Source organism: Leucobacter iarius, from assembly GCF_039530105.1.
Taxonomy (GTDB): domain Bacteria; phylum Actinomycetota; class Actinomycetes; order Actinomycetales; family Microbacteriaceae; genus Leucobacter; species Leucobacter iarius.
In genome coordinates this window covers 130,507-147,908 of record NZ_BAAAOB010000005.1, presented here as the reverse complement: position 1 = coordinate 147,908, position 17,402 = coordinate 130,507, and the positions used below count along the sequence as shown (strand labels likewise).

Annotated in this window: 14 protein-coding genes; 10 read left to right on the top strand and 4 right to left on the bottom strand. The window is 70.3% G+C overall.

Translation table 11 applies throughout. From position 1 onward, the window contains the following. Window positions 1-49 precede the first annotated feature (49 nt). Together ABD169_RS14965 and ABD169_RS14960 are read left to right on the top strand one after the other, a co-directional pair. Complete coding sequence (locus ABD169_RS14965; protein ID WP_344033440.1) at window positions 50-2,167, top strand: DEAD/DEAH box helicase; 2,118 nt, start codon at window positions 50-52, stop codon at window positions 2,165-2,167. Between the two features lie 116 nt (window positions 2,168-2,283). Further along, a complete protein-coding gene (locus ABD169_RS14960) occupies window positions 2,284-3,309 on the top strand; it encodes an ATP-dependent 6-phosphofructokinase (RefSeq protein WP_336653375.1) in 1,026 nt (341 codons plus the stop codon). 59 nt (window positions 3,310-3,368) lie between these two features. On the opposite strand, the gene ABD169_RS14955 is transcribed toward ABD169_RS14960, so the two are convergent. Continuing rightward, the gene (locus ABD169_RS14955; protein WP_046455613.1) at window positions 3,369-3,644 is read right to left on the bottom strand and encodes a mycoredoxin; all 276 of its coding nucleotides are present in this window, start codon (window positions 3,642-3,644) and stop codon (window positions 3,369-3,371) included. A gap of 283 nt (window positions 3,645-3,927) precedes the next feature. On the opposite strand from ABD169_RS14955, the gene ABD169_RS14950 reads away from it, so the two are divergent. Genes ABD169_RS14950 through ABD169_RS14940 form a run of 3 tightly spaced genes read left to right on the top strand, consistent with a single transcriptional unit; the run spans window position 3,928 to window position 7,043 of the window. Next, window positions 3,928-5,295 carry an inorganic phosphate transporter gene (locus ABD169_RS14950; RefSeq protein WP_344033439.1) on the top strand — a complete coding sequence of 456 codons (1,368 nt, stop codon included), beginning with the start codon at window positions 3,928-3,930 and terminating at the stop codon, window positions 5,293-5,295. Next, complete coding sequence (locus ABD169_RS14945; RefSeq protein ID WP_037441855.1) at window positions 5,292-5,588, top strand: hypothetical protein; 297 nt, start codon at window positions 5,292-5,294, stop codon at window positions 5,586-5,588. The genes ABD169_RS14950 and ABD169_RS14945 overlap by 4 nt, the downstream gene beginning before the upstream one ends. 48 nt (window positions 5,589-5,636) lie before the next feature. Next, the gene (locus ABD169_RS14940; RefSeq protein WP_344033438.1) at window positions 5,637-7,043 is read left to right on the top strand and encodes an aldehyde dehydrogenase family protein; all 1,407 of its coding nucleotides are present in this window, start codon (window positions 5,637-5,639) and stop codon (window positions 7,041-7,043) included. 10 nt (window positions 7,044-7,053) lie between these two features. Here ABD169_RS14940 and ABD169_RS14935 read toward each other — a convergent pair whose 3' ends face one another. Continuing rightward, window positions 7,054-8,250: a winged helix-turn-helix domain-containing protein gene (locus ABD169_RS14935; protein WP_344033437.1), complete on the bottom strand. Its 1,197-nt coding sequence runs from the start codon at window positions 8,248-8,250 to the stop codon at window positions 7,054-7,056. 59 nt (window positions 8,251-8,309) lie between these two features. Between ABD169_RS14935 and ABD169_RS14930 the strand changes: the two genes are divergently transcribed. Both ABD169_RS14930 and ilvA read left to right on the top strand, forming a co-directional pair. Then, window positions 8,310-9,524, top strand: coding sequence for an AI-2E family transporter (locus tag ABD169_RS14930; protein ID WP_425560979.1), 1,215 nt, complete (start codon window positions 8,310-8,312; stop codon window positions 9,522-9,524). Then, window positions 9,521-10,765: a threonine ammonia-lyase gene (gene ilvA / locus ABD169_RS14925; RefSeq protein WP_046455608.1), complete on the top strand. Its 1,245-nt coding sequence runs from the start codon at window positions 9,521-9,523 to the stop codon at window positions 10,763-10,765. The genes ABD169_RS14930 and ilvA overlap by 4 nt, the downstream gene beginning before the upstream one ends. A 216-nt stretch (window positions 10,766-10,981) precedes the next feature. Here the strand turns inward: ilvA and ABD169_RS14920 are convergent, their stop codons facing one another. Further along, window positions 10,982-12,070, bottom strand: coding sequence for a hypothetical protein (locus ABD169_RS14920; RefSeq protein ID WP_344033435.1), 1,089 nt, complete (start codon window positions 12,068-12,070; stop codon window positions 10,982-10,984). A 616-nt stretch (window positions 12,071-12,686) separates the two neighbouring features. Beyond that, entirely contained in the window at window positions 12,687-13,289 is a 603-nt protein-coding gene (locus ABD169_RS14915; protein WP_344033434.1) for a TetR/AcrR family transcriptional regulator, read from the bottom strand. A gap of 179 nt (window positions 13,290-13,468) precedes the next feature. On the opposite strand from ABD169_RS14915, the gene ABD169_RS14910 reads away from it, so the two are divergent. The 3 genes from ABD169_RS14910 (at window position 13,469) to ABD169_RS14900 (ending at window position 17,401) form a co-directional block, all read left to right on the top strand. Beyond that, complete coding sequence (locus ABD169_RS14910) at window positions 13,469-15,190, top strand: amidohydrolase (RefSeq protein WP_344033433.1); 1,722 nt, start codon at window positions 13,469-13,471, stop codon at window positions 15,188-15,190. A gap of 28 nt (window positions 15,191-15,218) precedes the next feature. Further along, entirely contained in the window at window positions 15,219-16,631 is a 1,413-nt protein-coding gene (locus ABD169_RS14905) for an APC family permease (RefSeq protein WP_344033432.1), read from the top strand. A gap of 98 nt (window positions 16,632-16,729) precedes the next feature. Further along, complete coding sequence (locus tag ABD169_RS14900; protein ID WP_344033431.1) at window positions 16,730-17,401, top strand: response regulator transcription factor; 672 nt, start codon at window positions 16,730-16,732, stop codon at window positions 17,399-17,401. The last annotated feature ends 1 nt before the right edge of the window (window position 17,402 follow it).

Sequence of the window (17,402 nt, the reverse complement as noted above, 5' to 3'; positions counted from 1 at the left end):
CGCACCGGGCACCGGTTCCCGGCCGCGCACCCCGCCGACCAGGAGACCCATGGCATCCACGACTGCCACGCGCCCGGCCCAGACACGGTCCAACCGTAAGCGCCACACTCAGAACGAGGGCATCATCCCGCTGCTCGCCCGCGCCGTCCGCGAGGTCGAGGCCTCCGCGCAGCGCGGCAAGGCGACGCCGGCCAACCGCACCAAGTTCCACGTCATCGCGCTGCTCATGCGCGAGGAGCGCGCCCGGATCAAGACCGAGGAGGGCGTGGCCGAGAGCGAGCGCGCCGAGACGCTGAAGCGGCTCGACGGCATCGCCGGGATCCTCGCCAAGACCGCGGCACGCGACACGAGCCTCATCACCCTGCTCGAGCCCGCCGCACCCATCACCGAGGCGACCCGCGCGCTGAAGCGCAAGATGCTCATGCAGGCCGGCATCGAGCTCCCCGAGGAGGCGCCGGCGCCCGAGCCGCGCGCGGCGATCGTGCCGCCCGAGCTGGCCGAGCGCCAGGTGGAGCCGGCGGGCATCGAGGCCCGCATGCGCGCCAACCCCTTCCTCGCGCCCGACCTCGAGCCCGCCCAGGGCCCGACCCCCGTCGTGCGTCTCGCGAACTGGGAGCTCCTCAGCCCCCTGCTGAAGTCGTTCGAGCAGGGCGGCGGCGGTTCCGCGTGCATGGCGCTGCCCGAGCCTCCCGTGCCCGACCGGCTCGCGCCCCACGGCCTCGAGCTCATGCAGCACCAGGCCCGCCTGCTGGCCGGTGTCCGCGACGGTCACCGCAGCTTCCTGCTCGCCGACGAGCCGGGCCTCGGCAAGACCGCGCAGTCGGTGCTCGCAGCCTCGGTGGCGGGGGCCTACCCGCTGCTCGTCGTCGTGCCGAACGTCGTCAAGATGAACTGGGCCCGCGAGGCCCAGCGCTGGACCCCGCAGCGCCGCGTCACCGTGATCCACGGCGACGGTCAGGACATCGACGCGTTCGCCGACATCTTCGTCGTGAACTACGAGATCCTCGACCGCCACCTCAGCTGGATCTCGCGCTTCGGCTTCGAGGGCATGGTGGTCGACGAGGCGCACATGATCAAGAACGTGCAGTCGCAGCGCTCGCGCAACGTGCTCGCGATCGCCGATCGGATCCGCGAGCGGGTCGCGAATCCGCTGCTCATCGCGCTCACGGGCACCCCGCTCATCAACGACATCGACGACTTCCGCGCCATCTGGCGGTTCCTCGGATGGACCGACGCCGAGAAGCCGGGGCGCGAGCTCATGGCCTCGCTCGAGGCGAACGGCTACACGCCGGCCGACGCCGGCTTCTATCCGGCGGCGCGGCAGAGCGTCGTCGACCTCGGCATCGTGCGCCGCCGCAAGATCGACGTGGCCGCCGACCTGCCCGCGAAGCGCGTGGTCGACCTGCCGGTCGAGCTCGACGACGACCTCGGTCGCGGGATCCGCGAAGCCGAGCGCCAGCTCGCCGCCAAGTTGTACGAGCGCTTCTCGGCGATGAAGAACGGCAAGCTGGGCGAGAAGCTCTCGGACGAGGCGCTCGTGCGCATGGTCTGCGCCCAGGAGCTCGAGGAATCCAACGCATCGGCCGACGGCACGAACGTGTTCACCATGGTCCGCCAGATCGGCCAGGCCAAGGCCGGCCTCGCCGCCGATTACGCGGCGCAGCTCGCGCGCTCGGTCGGCAAGGTGGTGTTCTTCGCGAAGCACATCGACGTGATGGACCGCGCCGAGGCCGCGTTCGCCGAGCGCGGGCTCACCACGATCTCGATCCGCGGTGACCAGACCGCGACCGCGCGCCAGGAGCAGATCGACGCCTTCAACCAGGACCCCGATGTCGCCATCGCGGTCTGCTCGCTCACCGCGGCGGGCGTCGGCGTCAACCTGCAGGCCGCGTCCGACGTGGTGCTGGCCGAGCTCAGCTGGACCGATGCCGAGCAGACGCAGGCGATCGACCGCGTGCACCGTATCGGCCAGGAGGAGCCCGTCACCGCGTGGCGGATCGTGGCCGCGCAGACCATCGACGCCAAGATCGCCGAGCTCATCGACCGCAAGGCCGGTCTCGCCGCTCGCGCGCTCGACGGCGCCGAGGCGAAGCACGAGGACGAGGACTCGGTGCAGCTCGCCGCGCTCATGCAGGTGCTGAACGAGGCCATCGCCGCTCACGAGTAACCCCTTCCGCGCTAGCATCGGAACCAGGTTCGGGGATCCCGGCCCGATTCCGCGCACCGCTGCATCGAGCCGCCCGTACCCATGGGCAACTATCGGTGCAACAGTGAGGATGCGGCATGCGCATTGGAGTACTCGTCTCGGGCGGCGACTGCCCGGGACTCAACGCGGCGATCCGCGGAGCTGTGCTCCGCGGGGTCGACGTGCTCGGTTTCGAGATGATCGGCTTCATGGACGGCTGGCGGGGCGTCATCGAGGGGGAGTGGATCCCGCTCGACCGCGCCGCGGTGCGCGGGATCTCGCCGCTCGGCGGCACGATCCTCGGCACGAGCCGGGTGAGTCCGCTCACTCCGGAGGTCGGCGTCGAGGGGATCCGGGCGAAGCTCGCCGAGTACGGTGTCGACGGCCTGATCACGATCGGCGGCAACGGGACCCAGACGGTCGCGCGCATCCTCTCGGACGCGGGGATCCCGACCATCGGCCTGCCGAAGACCATCGACAACGACCTCGCCGGGACCGACTACACCTTCGGGTTCGATACCGCGGTCTCGATCGCGACCGAGGCGATCGACCGGCTGCGCACCACGGGCGAATCGCACCGGCGGTGCATGGTGCTCGAGGTCATGGGCCGCGACGCCGGCTGGATCGCGCTGCACGCGGGCATGGCCGGCGGCGCTCAGGTGATCCTGCTGCCCGAGTATTCCGAGTCGCTCGACCAGGTGTGCGCCTGGGTCGAGAGCGTGCGCGATCGCGACCGGGCGCCGCTCGTGGTCGTCGCCGAGGGCTTCAAGCTCGAGGGGATGGAGCACGAGGTGACCCGCGCCGGACTCGACGGCTTCGGGCGTCCGCGGCTCGGCGGCATCGGCGAGGTCCTGGCCCCGCTCATCGAGGAGCGCACCGGCATGGAGTCGCGAGCCACCGTGCTCGGACACGTCCAGCGCGGCGGTGTCCCGACCGCGTTCGACCGAGTGCTCGCCACTCGCGCCGGCATCGCGGCTGCGGACGCGGCGGCTGCGGGCGAATGGGGCACCATGGCGGCGCTGCACGGCACCCGCCTCGAGATGGTGCCGCTCGCGGAGGCGGTCGGGCGCCTCAACACGGTGCCCGAGGACCGCTACGAAGAGGTGCGCCGCCTGTTCGGCTAGGGCGTGCGTCGAAACGGCGGAGGGGACGAGCGAGCGCTCGTCCCCTCCGCCGTTTCGTGTCAGACCTGTGCTGCTGCCTCGAGGCGCTGCTGCACCTCGGGGAGCGACGGATTCGTCGCGGTGGTGCCGTCGGGGAAGACCACCGTGGGCACGACGGCGTTGCCGCCGTTGACCGCCTTGACGAGCTCCTCGGTGCCCGGGGTCTGCTCGATGTCGACGATCTCGTACCCGATGCCCGTGCGGTCGAGCATGGTCTTGAGCCGCTTGCAGTACCCGCACCACTCGGTCGAGAACATCGTGATCGTTCCCGCTTCGGGGACGAACTCCTGTTGCATGATTGCCTCCGTTCGGTGCAACGATACGCGGCCCGGCCGCATTCCGCGCGGATCCTGTCGCGGGCCCGGTCGCGGTCCCGCTGCGGGACGACGCCGGTGAACGGCCGGGGAACACGCGGCGAACGAGTGCGGAATCCGCGGAAAACCGCGCGTGACTTGACCCGCCGGAATCGAGGTGGAACGATGATTCACGCGCGCGCAAAGGCGGGGTGCGGGGCGCGATCCGCCTCCACCGAGAACTGCTCCGGGCGTAGACCGAATCCGCCTCGAACGAAAGACACCGGTGGAGATCACCCTCATCGTGTCGCTGGTCATCGTACTGGCGCTCTTCTTCGATTTCACCAACGGCTTCCACGACACCGCGAACGCGATGGCCACCCCCATCGCGACGGGTGCCCTCAAGCCCAAGGTCGCCGTGCTGCTGGCCGCGATCCTCAATCTGGTCGGGGCGTTCCTGTCGACCGAGGTTGCCAAGACCATCTCCGGCGGCATCATCAACGAGGGCGACGGCGGGGTGCTCATCACACCCGAGCTGATCTTCGCCGGCCTCATCGGCGCCATCGTGTGGAACCTGCTCACCTGGCTCTACGGCCTGCCCTCCAGCTCCTCGCACGCGCTCTTCGGCGGCCTCATCGGCGCCGCGCTCGTCGGGGCGGGCGTCGGAGCCATCAACTTCGGCGGCGTGCTCTCGAAGGTCATCATCCCCGCGCTGGCCGCTCCGCTCACCGCGGGCCTCGTCGCCTTCGTCGCCACCAAGATCGCCTACGCGATCACGCGCAGGCACGACGGCCGGAAGGACGGCCGCGGCCACTTCCGCTTCGCGCAGATCGCCTCCTCCTCGCTGATCGCCCTCGCGCACGGCACGAACGATGCGCAGAAGACGATGGGCGTCATCACGCTCACCCTCGTCGCGGCGGGCACCCAGGCGCCCGGCACGGGACCGCAGCTCTGGGTCATCGTCGCCTGCGCCCTCGCGATCGCGATCGGTACCTACTCGGGCGGCTGGCGCATCATCCGCACGCTCGGCGCGGGGCTCACCCAGGTGAAGCCGGCGCAGGGCTTCGCCGCCGAGACGAGCACCGCCGCCACGATCCTCGCGTCGAGCCACCTCGGCTTCGCGCTCTCGACCACCCAGGTCGCCTCCGGATCCGTCATCGGTTCGGGACTCGGCCGTCGCGGATCCAGCGTCCGCTGGCGCACCGTCGGCCGCATCGCGCTCGGCTGGCTCTTCACGCTGCCCTCGGCCGCGATCGTCGGCGCGCTCGCTGCGCTGCTCGCCCAGGGCCTCGGCACGACCGGCGTGATCATCGACGCCGTCCTCGGCCTCCTCTTCATCCTCTTCATCTTCTGGCGGTCGAGCCGCAACAAGGTCGACCACTCCAACGCGATCAACGTGCCCGACGTCGCCGAGTCCGGCTACGCAGTCCGCATCCGCAAGCGGGGCAAGGTCAAGCCGGTCCCGACCGAGACCGGCACGATCCCGCCGCTCACCCCGATCGCGAAGTCGGCGGTGCGCTCCGATCACGCGGCTCGCGCGGCGGAGCAGGCCGCGGACGACGCGGAACGGCAGATCCGGGCGGTCGAGCGCGCCGCGATCCGCACGAACGAACGCGCCGCTCGCGCCGCCGGTGACGAGGAGAACGACAAATGACCATCGACTGGATCGCATTCCTGCAGGTCTTCATCGCGGCGCTCGTCTCGGCGTGCGTGGTCGTCGGGCTCTACGCGCTCGGCATCCGCTTCCTCGCGATCCCGGCGCCCGCGCCGCTGCGCGAGGACGGAACCCGCGAACCGAACGGCCCGTCGCGCGACGACGAGGAGGACGACCTGGAAGGATCCGGGCGTCCCAGCTGGGCGCAGATCGCCGCGAACATCTGCTTCGGGCTCTCCGCGCTGTGCGTGCTGGCGGGCATCTACCTGATCATCCCGATCTTCCACAAGTAGGGCCCCGGGCCGCTCGCTCTTGCCAGCCGTCGACAGTAAGGTGAGCGCATGAGCGACGTCGCATCGATCCCCGCCATCACCGAGATCGTCGGAGGCCTGCGCTACGGTTTCGCGCAGGGGACCACCCGGCCCGAGGCCTGGCGGCGGCTGCAGCTCGAGGGGCTGCGCCGCATGCTCGTCGAGCGCGGCACGGACTTCGAGGCGGCGCTGCTCGCCGACCTGGGCAAGCCGGCCATCGAGTCGCAGCTCGCGGAGATCGGGTTCCTCGTGGCCGAGATCGACCATGCGCTCGGCGAGCTGGGCCGGTGGATGCGACCCCGCAGGGTCGGGGTCCCGCTCATGCTGCAGCCGGCGGCGGCCAAGGTCGTCGCCGAGCCGCTCGGCGTCGTGCTCATCATCGCGCCGTGGAACTACCCGCTGATGCTGGCGCTCTCGCCGCTGATCGGGGCCCTCGCCGCGGGCAACGCGGCCGTCGTGAAGCCGAGCGAGCTCGCCCCGGCGACCTCGAGCACGATCGCCCGTCTGCTGCCCGAGTACGTCGACCGCCGCGCGGTCGCGGTGGTCGAGGGCGGCGTGCCCGAGACCACGGCGCTGCTCGCCGAACACTTCGACCACATCTTCTACACCGGCAACGGGCGGGTCGGGCGGATCGTCGCGCACGCTGCGGCCGAGCACTTGACGCCCGTGACGCTCGAACTCGGCGGCAAGTCGCCCGTCTACGTCGACGACTCCGTCCCGCTGCTGGCCGCGGCGCGGCGCATCGTCTGGGCGAAGTACCTGAACGCCGGGCAGACCTGCGTCGCCCCCGACTACGTGCTCGGCACGGCGGACGTGCTGCGTCGGCTCGCTCCCGCGCTGTCCGATGCGATCCACGAGCTCTACGGCAGCGCGGTCGCGCAGAATCCCGACTACGGGCGCATCGTCAACGACGCGCAGTTCGAGCGGCTCGTCGGCTACCTGCGCGACGGTGAGGTCGTGGCCGGCGGGCGCAGCGATGCCGCAGATCGCTTCATCGAACCGACCGTGCTGCGCGGAGTCTCGCCCGAGTCGCCGGTCATGAGCGACGAGATCTTCGGGCCCATCCTGCCCCTCGTCGAGGTCTCGGGTCTCGATGCGGCGCTGGGCTTCGTGAACGGACGCGACAAACCGCTCAGCGCCTACGTGTTCACCGAGCGCGCCGATGTGCGCCGCCGGTGGGAGCAGGAGACGAGCTCGGGCGCGCTCACCTTCGGCGCCCCCGTGCTGCACCTCACGGTGCCCGAGCTGCCGTTCGGCGGGGTCGGGCCGAGCGGCATGGGCGCGTACCACGGGGAGCGCTCGTTCCGCGTGTTCAGCCACGAGAAGGCGGTGCTGTCGAAGCCGCTCGCGCCCGACACCCTCGCCGCGACGATCATGCCGCCGTTCACCGCGGGCAAGGACCAGCTGGTGCGGCGCTGGCTGGGCAAGCTGCGCTGAGGATCGGTGCTCAGGGTCTCGGGTCGAAGCTCCCGGGGAGCGGCAGATTGCCCACGCCCGTTGTCCGCACCGCTGAGAGGCCCTGCCAGGCCGCCGCCCGCGCGAGCAACTGCTGAGCGGCTTCCGCGGTGCGCGAGGGAGCTCCGGGCTCCTGCCAGGCGGCCTGCACGAGGAGTTCGCGCTCGGCGCGGTCGGCCTTGAGATCGATGCGTCCGGCCAACCGGCCGCCCACCATGAGGGGGAGGCAGTAGTAGCCGAACTGCCGTTGCTCCTTCGGCGTGTAGATCTCGATGCGGTAATGGAAGTCGAACATGCGCTCCGCGCGCGGACGGAACCAGCAGACCGGGTCGAAGGGGGTGAGCAGCGCGTCGGGAGCGAGCCTGCTCGGCACCCGCGCGTCGCGATGGATCCATGCGGGCAGCGGCTTGCCGTTCGAGCCGTTCCAGCCGTTCACGCGCACGGGGATCAGGATGCCCGCCTCTTCGAGGTCGGCGACCGCGGACTTCGCGGGACCCGACTTGAGTCGGTGGTAGTCGGCGAGGTCGGCGAGCGTGCCGACGCCGAGCGAGCGGGCGGCCTGTTCGATGAGCGCGCGCTGCGCCTCGGCGCGGGGGACTGCGCCGAGCGCGGACGCGGGCAGCACCTGCTCGGCCAGCGCGTAGCGGCGCTCGAAGCGTTCCCGCCCGGCGCTCACGACCTCGCCTGACGCGAAGAGGATCTCGACGGCGCGCTTCGTGTCGCTCCAGTCCCACCACGGGCCGCGGCGCTCGCGCGGCCCGGTCTCGAGATCGCGCACGAACTGCGGACCGCGGTCGGCCAGCGCGGAACGGACTGCGGAGATGGCGCCGGAGAGCGCCTCGCTGCGGCCGTCGGCGCGGTGCCGTTCGCGGTAGTCGTCCATGCGCCAGGAGAAGAGCGGACGGTCGTCGACGGGGATGAAGGCGGCCTCGTGCGCCCAGTACTCGGTGAACCCGCCGCCCTGCCAGAGGTGCCGGTCGAGGGCCTCGGAGTCGTAGGCGCCGTGGCGCGAGAAGACCGGGAGGTAGTGGCTGCGCGCGAATACGTTGACGGAGTCGATCTGCAGCACGTGCAGGCGCTCGAGCGCGGGATCGAACGGACGTCTGGAACGGAGCCGCGCGCTCGCCGAGAAGCCCTGCGCAGCGAGCGCGGTGCGTCGGGCTTCGGCCGGGGTGAGGGTCTCGGGCATGGCGGGAGCCTATCGGGCACCGCAGACATTCCGGTCGGCGCAGGCGCGGTCACTAGGATATGACCGTGGCAGACACCTCACCAGAAACCGGCGCTCCCGAAGCGGAGACGGGCCGGAACGCAGCGCAGGAGCTTCCGCTCGGCGTGCGCGTCGCGGCCGCCTGGTCGTGGCGTCTCATCGCGATCGGTCTTGCGTGCGCGGCCCTGCTCTGGCTCATCGCCCAGGTCCGCATCATCGTGATCCCGGTGCTCATCGCGATCCTGCTCACGGCGCTGCTCGAGCCGATCGTGCGGTGGTTCGAACGCCGTGGCATGCCGCGTTGGATGGGGGTGGTCGCGGCGCTGCTCGCGCTCATCGCCTCCGTGACCCTGCTCGTCTGGCTCATCGTGAGCCAGTTCCGCAACGGGTTCGACGACGTGGCGGCGAAGGCGGAGACCTCGCTGCAGGGCGCCCTCGCCTGGCTCGAATCCGGTCCGTTCGGCATCTCGGCGGACAAGATCCAGGGCTACCTCGACCAGGGGTTGAAGGCGATCCAGGATCACCAGTCCGAGATCTGGAGCGGAGCGCTCGGCATCGCGACGGGGGCCGGCCACTTCATCACGGGCAGCCTGCTGACCCTGTTTTCGCTGATCTTCCTGCTGTTCGACGGCAAGCGCATCTGGTTCTGGGTGCTCGGCTTCCTGCCGAAGAGCGCGCACGCTCCCGTGGACACCGCGGGCCGCGCGGGCTGGGTCTCGGTCGGGCAGTACGCCCGGGTGCAGATCCTCGTGGCGCTCGTCAACGCGATCGGCATCGGGGTCGGATCGGCCCTGCTGGGCGTCCCGCTCGCCGTGCCGATCGGGATCCTCGTCTTCCTCGGATCGTTCATCCCGTTCCTCGGTGCGATCAGCACGGGCGCGGTCGCGGTGTTCGTCGCGCTCGTCTACAACGGCCCGATCAATGCGCTGATCCTGCTCATCGTCGTGATCCTCGTGCATCAGCTCGAGAGCCACGTGCTGCAGCCCCTCATCATGGGGAACGCGGTGCAGGTGCACCCGCTCGGCGTCGTGCTCGCGGTCGCCACGGGCGCGCTGCTGGCGGGGATCCCCGGCGCACTCTTCGCGGTGCCGATCGCGGCGGCCGCCAATTCGGTGGTCAACGTGCTCGCCCACCGCAGGTGGGAATCCGGCAGGGATCCGGTGGACGACTTCCACATCAACGAGAAACGCACGCGGCTCGTCAAGCAGCGGGCCAGGCACGCGGCCCGACTCGGCCGCAGGAACGGAGCAGCATGACCGAGCAGTTCGTCGCCCCCGGGCTCGAGGAGTTCGAGGCGGCCCTCCCGATCGTGCACCGCGTCACGCAGCGCACCCCGCTGGAGACCTCGCGCTACCTCGCTGAGATCCTCGGCGTGCCGACCGTCTACCTGAAGTGCGAGAACCTCCAGCGCACGGGCGCGTACAAGCTCCGCGGCGCCTACAACCGGCTCTCGCAGCTCACCGAGGAGGAGCGGGCGCGCGGCGTCGTCGCGGCCTCGGCCGGAAACCACGCGCAGGGTGTCGCGTTCGCGGCGCGCGAGCTCGGCATCAAGGCCACGATCTTCACGCCCCTCGGCGTCGCGCTGCCGAAGCTGCAGGCGACGCGCAACTACGGCGCCGACGTCGTGCTCGAGGGCCAGATCTTCGACGAGACGAACGTCGCGGCGCAGGCCTTCGTGCGTGAGACCGGTGCGACCTTCATCCCGCCGTTCGATCACCCTGCGGTGATCGCTGGCCAGGGGACGGTCGCGCTCGAGATGCTCGAGGCCGCGCCCGACATCGAGACGATCGTGGTCCCGATCGGCGGAGGCGGGCTCATCTCGGGCGTCGCCGCCGCCGCGAAGCTTCGCGCCGAGCGCGAGGGGCGTCCGATGCGCATCATCGGCGTGCAGGCCGAGAACGCCTCTCCGTTCGTGCGGTCGATCGTGGCCGGGCACCCGGTGACCGTGAAGACGAAGCCGACCATCGCCGACGGCATCGCCGTCGCGCGCCCGGGCGACCTGACCTTCGAGATGGTCCGCGACTACGTCGATGAGATCGTGACCGTGAGCGACGACGACATCGCCCGGGCGATCGTCGTGCTGCTCGAGCGGGCGAAGCTCGTCGTGGAACCCGCGGGCGCGGCCGGTGTCGCGGCCATACTCGCCGGCAAGATCAACGCGAGCGGCCCCACGGCGACGATCCTCTCGGGCGGCAACATCGACCCGCTGCTGCTGCAGCGCGTGATCGGCCATGGCCTCGCGGCCTCGGCGCGCTACATGAAGCTCCGGATCCTGCTGCCCGATATCCCCGGCCAGCTGGTGCGCACGGCGTCGATCGTGGCGGAGGCCAACGCGAACGTCGTCGAGGTGATCCACACGCGTCACGCGACCGAGCTCCCCATCAGCGAGGTCGAACTGGAACTGCACATCGAGACCCGGGGGCACGAGCACGGCGAAGCGGTCGCGCAGGCGCTCCGCGATGCCGGCTACACGGTCCGCGTGGGCGAGAAGTACTGATCGGCCTGCCGGTGCGCGTCTGCTGATCGGCTTCTGCTGATCGGCGTGCGCTCACCGGCGGTCGATATCTCCGCAGCGCGGAGTGGAGCGGTTCAGCCCGGGGCGGTGGCGTCCGGAGCCGTGCCGCCCGGAGCGGTGCAGTCCTGAGCGGTGCCGCCCGGAGCCTGCTCTTGGATCCGGCTGCGGGCACGCGGGTCCGGTTGAGCGGGCGGGTATTCACTGCGGGAGCCGATTCAAGAAATCGGCGATGTCCCGCCCGTGTGCAAGGGTCGCCGTTCCGGGGACAGGGACGTGGAACCCGCGGAGCCTCGCTTCAAGCCGATGAGCAGTCGCCGCGTGCGGTGCGCCCCACCGGACTCCGCGCATGCCCGTTGTCCCACAGATCCAGTCGTGTCGAAGCTTCTCGGCGAAGACGATCTCGCCGGCGGTCCGTCCTCCTCTCAGATCCTCGTCCAGGTACTTCACGCGCCCATCGCATTCACCGAATATCTCGAGCCCGTTGAAGCGGAAGTCGAGGCGCAGTGTGCCGCCGTCCTCCGCCGGGACCGGATATTGCGGTTCCACGTCGATTCCGAGTTGCAGCAACCGGAGCCGGCTCACGCTCTCGAGCGGGGAGTCGGCCAGGGGGTGCGCGAGCTCGGCGAGCGCCCGGACTGCTCGGACCCCCGGTCCGCGCGGGAATTGCGCTGCGCGATCGAGCATGTCTCGGCGCCAGGCCTTCCACGCGGTGGTGTCAACGCGGTAGCCGGAACGAGACGACCTCCGGAGTGCGGAGTCTGCGCAGGCGAGGGCGATCGGAAACGGTTCGGTTCGAGCGAGATCGAACAGGGTTCGTTGCAGCGTGGTGCGGCGGATGCCTTGAACGACCTCGACATCGGAGCTCGCGAGGCGGACTCGATGACGTTTCGTCGAATGCCCTGCGTTGCCCCGTGAGGTGGGGGAGGCCGAGACCTGCACAAGTTCAGGAGGCGCGGACGGTGCGCCGGCTCGGATCCATCGGGACCAGATCGGGAGATCGTGCAGGGTTGCGGCCGAGCGATGGGAGATGGCCGGATCCCCGGAGGGCGCCCGTCGGCGTTGGTTCTCGGAAGCTCGGGTCGACGCCAGAATCGCGGCGACCTGACGGTCCCGATCCTCCGCCTGATTCCAGGTCGGGGTGTCGATGTACCAGCCGCGGCGGAGCCGGAGGAGTCCACCCGAGCTGATCGCGGCGGGAATCGCACGCTCGGGGATCCCCGAGCGGAGCAGGCCGGAGCGATCGAGGACCTGTGGGGCGAGTGCGGCGAATGCGGAGGTGACTGACATGGACCGAGTCTGGTCGAGCGGATTGGGCAGCGTCGCTCAAATCGACCGATTGTGGAGAGACCCGCGCGCGATGAAGCGAGGGCGCTCCTTGTGAGCGGCTGATCGTGCGAGTCGTCGGAGGGGGGAGCGCTCGGACCATTGGACGGCCTGGCGACGTGTGGACGGCGAGTCGCGCGGTGCTCGGGCATCCGAACGTCGGGAAGCCGTCCGATCGTCGTGAACGTCGGGAAGCCGTCCGGTCGTGGTGAGGGTCGGACGGAGCCGAGCCGCAGGGGACTGGCCGCGGACGGTGCGGAGCGTCGGGTACTCGGACGGACGGCGGATCCGGCCGACGAGTGGACGGCCTTGCGACGAGTGGATGCCTCCCCGACGAGTGGACGCTCTCCCGACGAGTGGACGGCGAGTCGCGCGACGATAAGGCATCCGAACGTCGGGAAGCCGTCCAACGGTGCCAAACGACAGACACCAACGCCGACCCGAACGGCAGACGGCTACCGCCAGCGCCTACGCCACCGCCGACCCTTACGCCGGCGTCCCTATGCCGAAACCGGCGTCCCTACGCCGAAGCCGGCGTCCCTATGCCGAAACCGGCGTCCCTACGTCGAAACCGGCGTCCCTACGTCGAAGCCGGCGTCGCCCCCGCCTGCGTCGCGGCGAGCCGGATCGCGCGCTGCGCGTCGGCGACGGTGATGCTGCCGCCGGCGACGATGTGCAGGCCGTACGCGTCCTCGAGCGCGACGAGGTTCATCGCGATGTCGTCGAGCGGCCCGGCGAGCGCGAACGCTCCCGAGGCGACGCCTGCGGCGAGGATCCCGCGGTACAGCTCGAGCTGTTCGCGGTAGAGCCGCTGCACGAGTTCGTCGTGCAGGGGCGACTTGCCGGCGAGCACGTCGAACTCGTAGAGCAGCCGCATGAGCGCGTCGTCGGGCCCGCTCGGCAGGCCCGCGTCGATCGCGATCGCGAGCTGCTCGGCCGGGTCCTGCACTGCGGCGACGAGCGCGGCGCGGTCGGCTCCGACGCGGTGCATGCCGGCGGCGTGCGCCTCGACGAGGATCGCGTCGAGGTCCTCGTAGTAGTAGAGCAGCGCGCCCCGGGTGACGCCGGCCTGGTTGGCGACGTCGGTGAGGGAGAGGTTGCGGAGGCCGTGCTCGGCGGCGGCGGCGAGCGCCGCATCGACGACTTCGATGCGGCGCTGCTTCTGCGTGCTGGGGCGTGCCATGCAGCCAGTATGCCAGCCGTCGCGGCGTGGATCGGGGCGCGCGCCGAGCCGCGAACCGAGTTTCTTGACATCTGAGTAAATTAATTTACTCTGGAGTAAAAGAACTCGCCGCGCCACCCCGAAACGTACGCGAAAGCGGACGAACAGGGGGTGCGGACCCCAACGCAGCAGGAGATGACATGGCCGTCGACACCCTCTACACCGGCGGACGCATCCGCACCTTCGACCCGGCGCAGCCGTGGGCCGAGGCGCTCGGCGTGACCGGCGACCGCATCAGCTACGTGGGATCCGCGGCCGATGCTCCGGCCGCCCGGCGCACGATCCAGCTCGAGGGCCGCCTCGTGACCCCGGGCGTCGCCGACACCCACAACCACCTGCTGCTCGGCTTCGACGACCTGGCCGTCAGCCTCGACCAGGTGCAGAGCCTCGACGTCGTGCGTCAGCGCATCGCCGAGTTCGCCGAGACCCACCCCGAGCTCGACTGGATCTGCGCCGAGAACGCGCTCTACTCCGTGGTCGAGGGCCGCCGTCCCAACGCCGACGACCTCGTCGGCACGACCGACAGGCCGGTCTTCATCACGACCTACGACCAGCACTCGGTGTGGCTGAACCGCCCGGCGATGGCGAAGCTCGGGATCCTGAACGGGGGCGACATCGCCTGGGGCAACCCCGAGATCGACCCGACCACGGGCGAGCCGACCGGCTGGGTCACCGACTTCTACACGAGCGCCATGACGATCGACGGTCTCGCCGAGCTGCAGCGCGACATCCCGATGTACTCGCCGGATCGCCGCTACAACAAGATCGTGAACAGCCTCGACATGGCGGCGAGGGTCGGCATCACGACCGTCGTCGAGCCGCAGGTGCCGCTCGCCGAGCTCGACCTGTTCGCCCGCGCCGAGCGCGAGGGCAAGCTCACCTCCCGCACGATCGCCGCGATCTACCACCCGGTCGGCGCCGACGGCGACTTCCGCTCGCGCATCACGGAGGCGATCCGCGAGACCCCGCAGCACGAGCGCTTCTCGCTCGGCCCGGTCAAGCTCTACGCCGATGACGTGATCGAGCCCCACACCGCCGCGATGCTCGAGGACTACGCGAACCGTCCGGGGCACCGCGGCCACACGAGCCTCGAACCCACCGAGTTCACCAAGCTCTTCGTCGAGCTCGATCGCCTCGGCTACCAGGTGCACACCCACGCGACCGGCGACTGGGGGATCCGCCTCACCCTCGATTCGATCGAGGCCGCGCAGCGGGCAGGTGGCGCGCGCGACGCCCGCCACGGGATCGTGCACGTCGAGTGCCTCGCCCCCGAGGATCTGCCGCGCTTCGCCGAGCTCGGCGTCGTCGCGGCCATGCAGCCCCGGCACTCGTCGCCCGACCTCGTCGCCGGCACCTGGATGGAGAACGTCGGCGAGGCCCGCTGGGATCGCGCGTGGCGCTACCGCTCGATGATCGAGTCGGGCGCGCGGGTGACTTTCTCGAGCGACTGGCAGGTCGGCGAGATGGATCCGCTCGTCGGCGTCTACGCGGCGATGACCCGCGCCCGCCTCGACGGCAGCGACGCGTGGACCCTGGGGGAGCGGCTCGACCTCGACCGCACGCTCGAGGCCTACACGAAGGGCGGGGCCGAGGCGTTCCACCGCGAGGACGCCGTCGGCATGCTCAAGACGGGCTACCTGGCGGACCTCGTCGTCTGGTCGGGCGACCTCTACGGCATGGAGCCCGCCGAGATCCTCGAGCAGAGCGCGGACCTCACCGTCGTGGGCGGATCCCCGATCCACGACGCGCGCGGCGAGCTCGACGGTTCCGCCGCGGCGGCCGGCGCGAAGGATCCCGGCGGGGCCGGGCAGAGCTGCGGCGAGCCCGTCGGCGACCACCACGGCCACTCCCACTCGCACTGACCCGACCGACCCGAACCGAGGACCCACGATGTCAACGCTGCCATCCCACTCCGCCGTCGCCGCCGGTGACGACCAGCTCGCTCATGCGATCACGCACCAGCCCGGTCAACTCAAGCGCACGCTGAAGCTCCGCCATCTGGTGTTCATCGGGCTCGCCTACCTGGCGCCGCTCGCGGTGTTCGACATGTTCGGGATCGTCTCGGAGGCGACCTCCGGCCACGTCCCGCTGGCCTACCTCGTGGTGATGATCGCGGTGCTGTTCACCGCGTTCAGCTACTCGCGCATGGTGCGGTTCTTCCCGATCGCGGGATCCGCCTACACCTACGTGAAGGAGGCGATCAACCCGCACCTGGGCTTCTTGGTCGGCTGGGCCGCGACGCTCGACTACCTGCTGCTGCCGCTGCTCAACGCGGTGCTGTCGGCGATCTACATGGGTGCGCTGCTGCCCGAGGTGCCGTTCTGGGTGTGGGTCGTGCTCACGGTCGGGATCAGCACCGCGCTGAACCTCGTCGGCGTGAAGCTGGCGGCGAGCATGAACATGATCCTGGTCGGGATCCAGCTGGTGGTGGCGCTCGCCTTCGTGATCTTCACGCTCGTCAACATCGCCAACGGCGAGAACGGGGCCGCCTTCTCGGCGACGCCGTTCTTCTCCGGCGACATCCAGCCCGCGGCGATCACCGCGGGGGCCGCGATCCTCGCAGTGTCGTTCCTCGGTTTCGACGCCGTCTCGACGCTGGCCGAGGAGGCCGAGCGGCCGACCCGGGACGTGCCCCGCGCGATCTTCATCATCGTGATCGCGGCCGGCGCCTTCTTCATGACCGTGACCTACGTGATGCAGACGCTGTTCCCCGACGTGACGGAGCTCGGCAACATCGTGGGCGCCTCGCCGACCATGGCGAAGTACATCGGCGGGGCCGCGTTCCAGGCCTTCTTCGTCGGCGGCTACATGATGTCGGTGCTCGGCTGCGGGCTCACGCAGCAGATGAGCGCGGCTCGCCTGCTCTACGCGATGGGTCGCGACGGCGCGCTGCCGAAGCGCCTCTTCGGCGGGGTCAACGCGCGCACCGGCGTGCCCGTCGCCAACGTGCTGCTGGTCGCTGTGATCGCGCTCGGCGCGCTGTTCATCGGTCTCGAGCAGGTGACCTCGATGGTCAACTTCGGCGCGTTCGTCGCGTTCGCCTTCGTGAACCTGTCGGTGATCTTCACCTTCTTCAAGTTCCTCAAGCGCCGCGGACCCGGCCCCTGGCTCGCGTTCGTCGTGGTGCCGGCCATCGGCGTCGCGATCAATGTCTGGCTGTGGTTCAGTCTCGACGGTCTCTCGATGATCGTCGGCGGCATCTGGGCCGCGATCGGCCTGGTCTATCTCGTGATCAAGACCCGGGGATTCAGGTCCCCGGCACCGGACCTGACGGGGCCCATCAACATCGGCATGTACGAGTAGCGGTCCGCCCCGGGGTTCTCCCCGGGGCCGGCTGATTCGCCGCCCTCTCCGCCCTGGATTAGTCTGGGGGTGCTCCCGAGCGGGCGGAGAAGACCGGCATGAAGATCCTGATCGTTGAAGACGACGAGCGCGTTGCGGACGCGCTGGGTGCGTTCCTGCGGCAGGCCGGGTTCGACATCGACCGGGTCGGCACCGGCGCCGCCGCGCTGGAAGCGCTCGGCGCGGACACCGATGCCGTGCTGCTCGACCTCGGCCTGCCCGATATGGACGGCCTCGACGTCTGCCGCCGCATCCGCGGCCTCTCCGGAGTGCCGATCATCGTGGCCACCGCGCGGAGCCACGTCGAGGAGCGGATCAAGGGTTTCCACGCGGGCGCCGACGACTTCGTCGTGAAGCCCTACGACGTCCGAGAGCTCGTGGCGCGCATCGAGGCGGTGACCCGACGCTCGCGCACGCTGCCGGCGGACGCCGAGCACAGCTCGGGGTTCTCCATCGACGGGGTGTACATCGACCTCGCGAACCGCCTGGTGCTGGTCGACGGGGCTCCGATCGATCTGACGCCGAAGGAGTTCGACATCATCGCGGTCCTCGTCCGGTACCCGGGGGTCGTCGTTCCCCGCGACCGGATCATCCGAGAGGTCTGGGGCAGCGACTGGAACGGCTTCAGCCGTTCGCTCGAAGTGCACGTCGGATCGGTCCGACGCAAGCTCGAACGCCCCTCGCTCATCGCGACGGTCCGCGGGGTCGGCTATCGGCTGACGGGCGTCTGAC

Excerpts from the sequence above, each read along its gene's own strand:
- ABD169_RS14900 (WP_344033431.1), top strand. The coding sequence starts at position 16,730 with ATGAAGATCCTGATCGTTGAAGACGACGAGCGCGTTGCGGACGCGCTG.
- ABD169_RS14910 (WP_344033433.1), top strand. The coding sequence starts at position 13,469 with ATGGCCGTCGACACCCTCTACACCGGCGGACGCATCCGCACCTTCGAC.
- ilvA (WP_046455608.1), top strand. The coding sequence starts at position 9,521 with ATGACCGAGCAGTTCGTCGCCCCCGGGCTCGAGGAGTTCGAGGCGGCC.
- ABD169_RS14920 (WP_344033435.1), bottom strand. The coding sequence starts at position 12,070 with ATGTCAGTCACCTCCGCATTCGCCGCACTCGCCCCACAGGTCCTCGAT.
- ABD169_RS14945 (WP_037441855.1), top strand. The coding sequence starts at position 5,292 with ATGACCATCGACTGGATCGCATTCCTGCAGGTCTTCATCGCGGCGCTC.
- ABD169_RS14965 (WP_344033440.1), top strand. The coding sequence starts at position 50 with ATGGCATCCACGACTGCCACGCGCCCGGCCCAGACACGGTCCAACCGT.
- ABD169_RS14935 (WP_344033437.1), bottom strand. The coding sequence starts at position 8,250 with ATGCCCGAGACCCTCACCCCGGCCGAAGCCCGACGCACCGCGCTCGCT.
- ABD169_RS14955 (WP_046455613.1), bottom strand. The coding sequence starts at position 3,644 with ATGCAACAGGAGTTCGTCCCCGAAGCGGGAACGATCACGATGTTCTCG.
- ABD169_RS14930 (WP_425560979.1), top strand. The coding sequence starts at position 8,310 with ATGACCGTGGCAGACACCTCACCAGAAACCGGCGCTCCCGAAGCGGAG.
- ABD169_RS14905 (WP_344033432.1), top strand. The coding sequence starts at position 15,219 with ATGTCAACGCTGCCATCCCACTCCGCCGTCGCCGCCGGTGACGACCAG.
- ABD169_RS14960 (WP_336653375.1), top strand. The coding sequence starts at position 2,284 with ATGCGCATTGGAGTACTCGTCTCGGGCGGCGACTGCCCGGGACTCAAC.
- ABD169_RS14915 (WP_344033434.1), bottom strand. The coding sequence starts at position 13,289 with ATGGCACGCCCCAGCACGCAGAAGCAGCGCCGCATCGAAGTCGTCGAT.
- ABD169_RS14940 (WP_344033438.1), top strand. The coding sequence starts at position 5,637 with ATGAGCGACGTCGCATCGATCCCCGCCATCACCGAGATCGTCGGAGGC.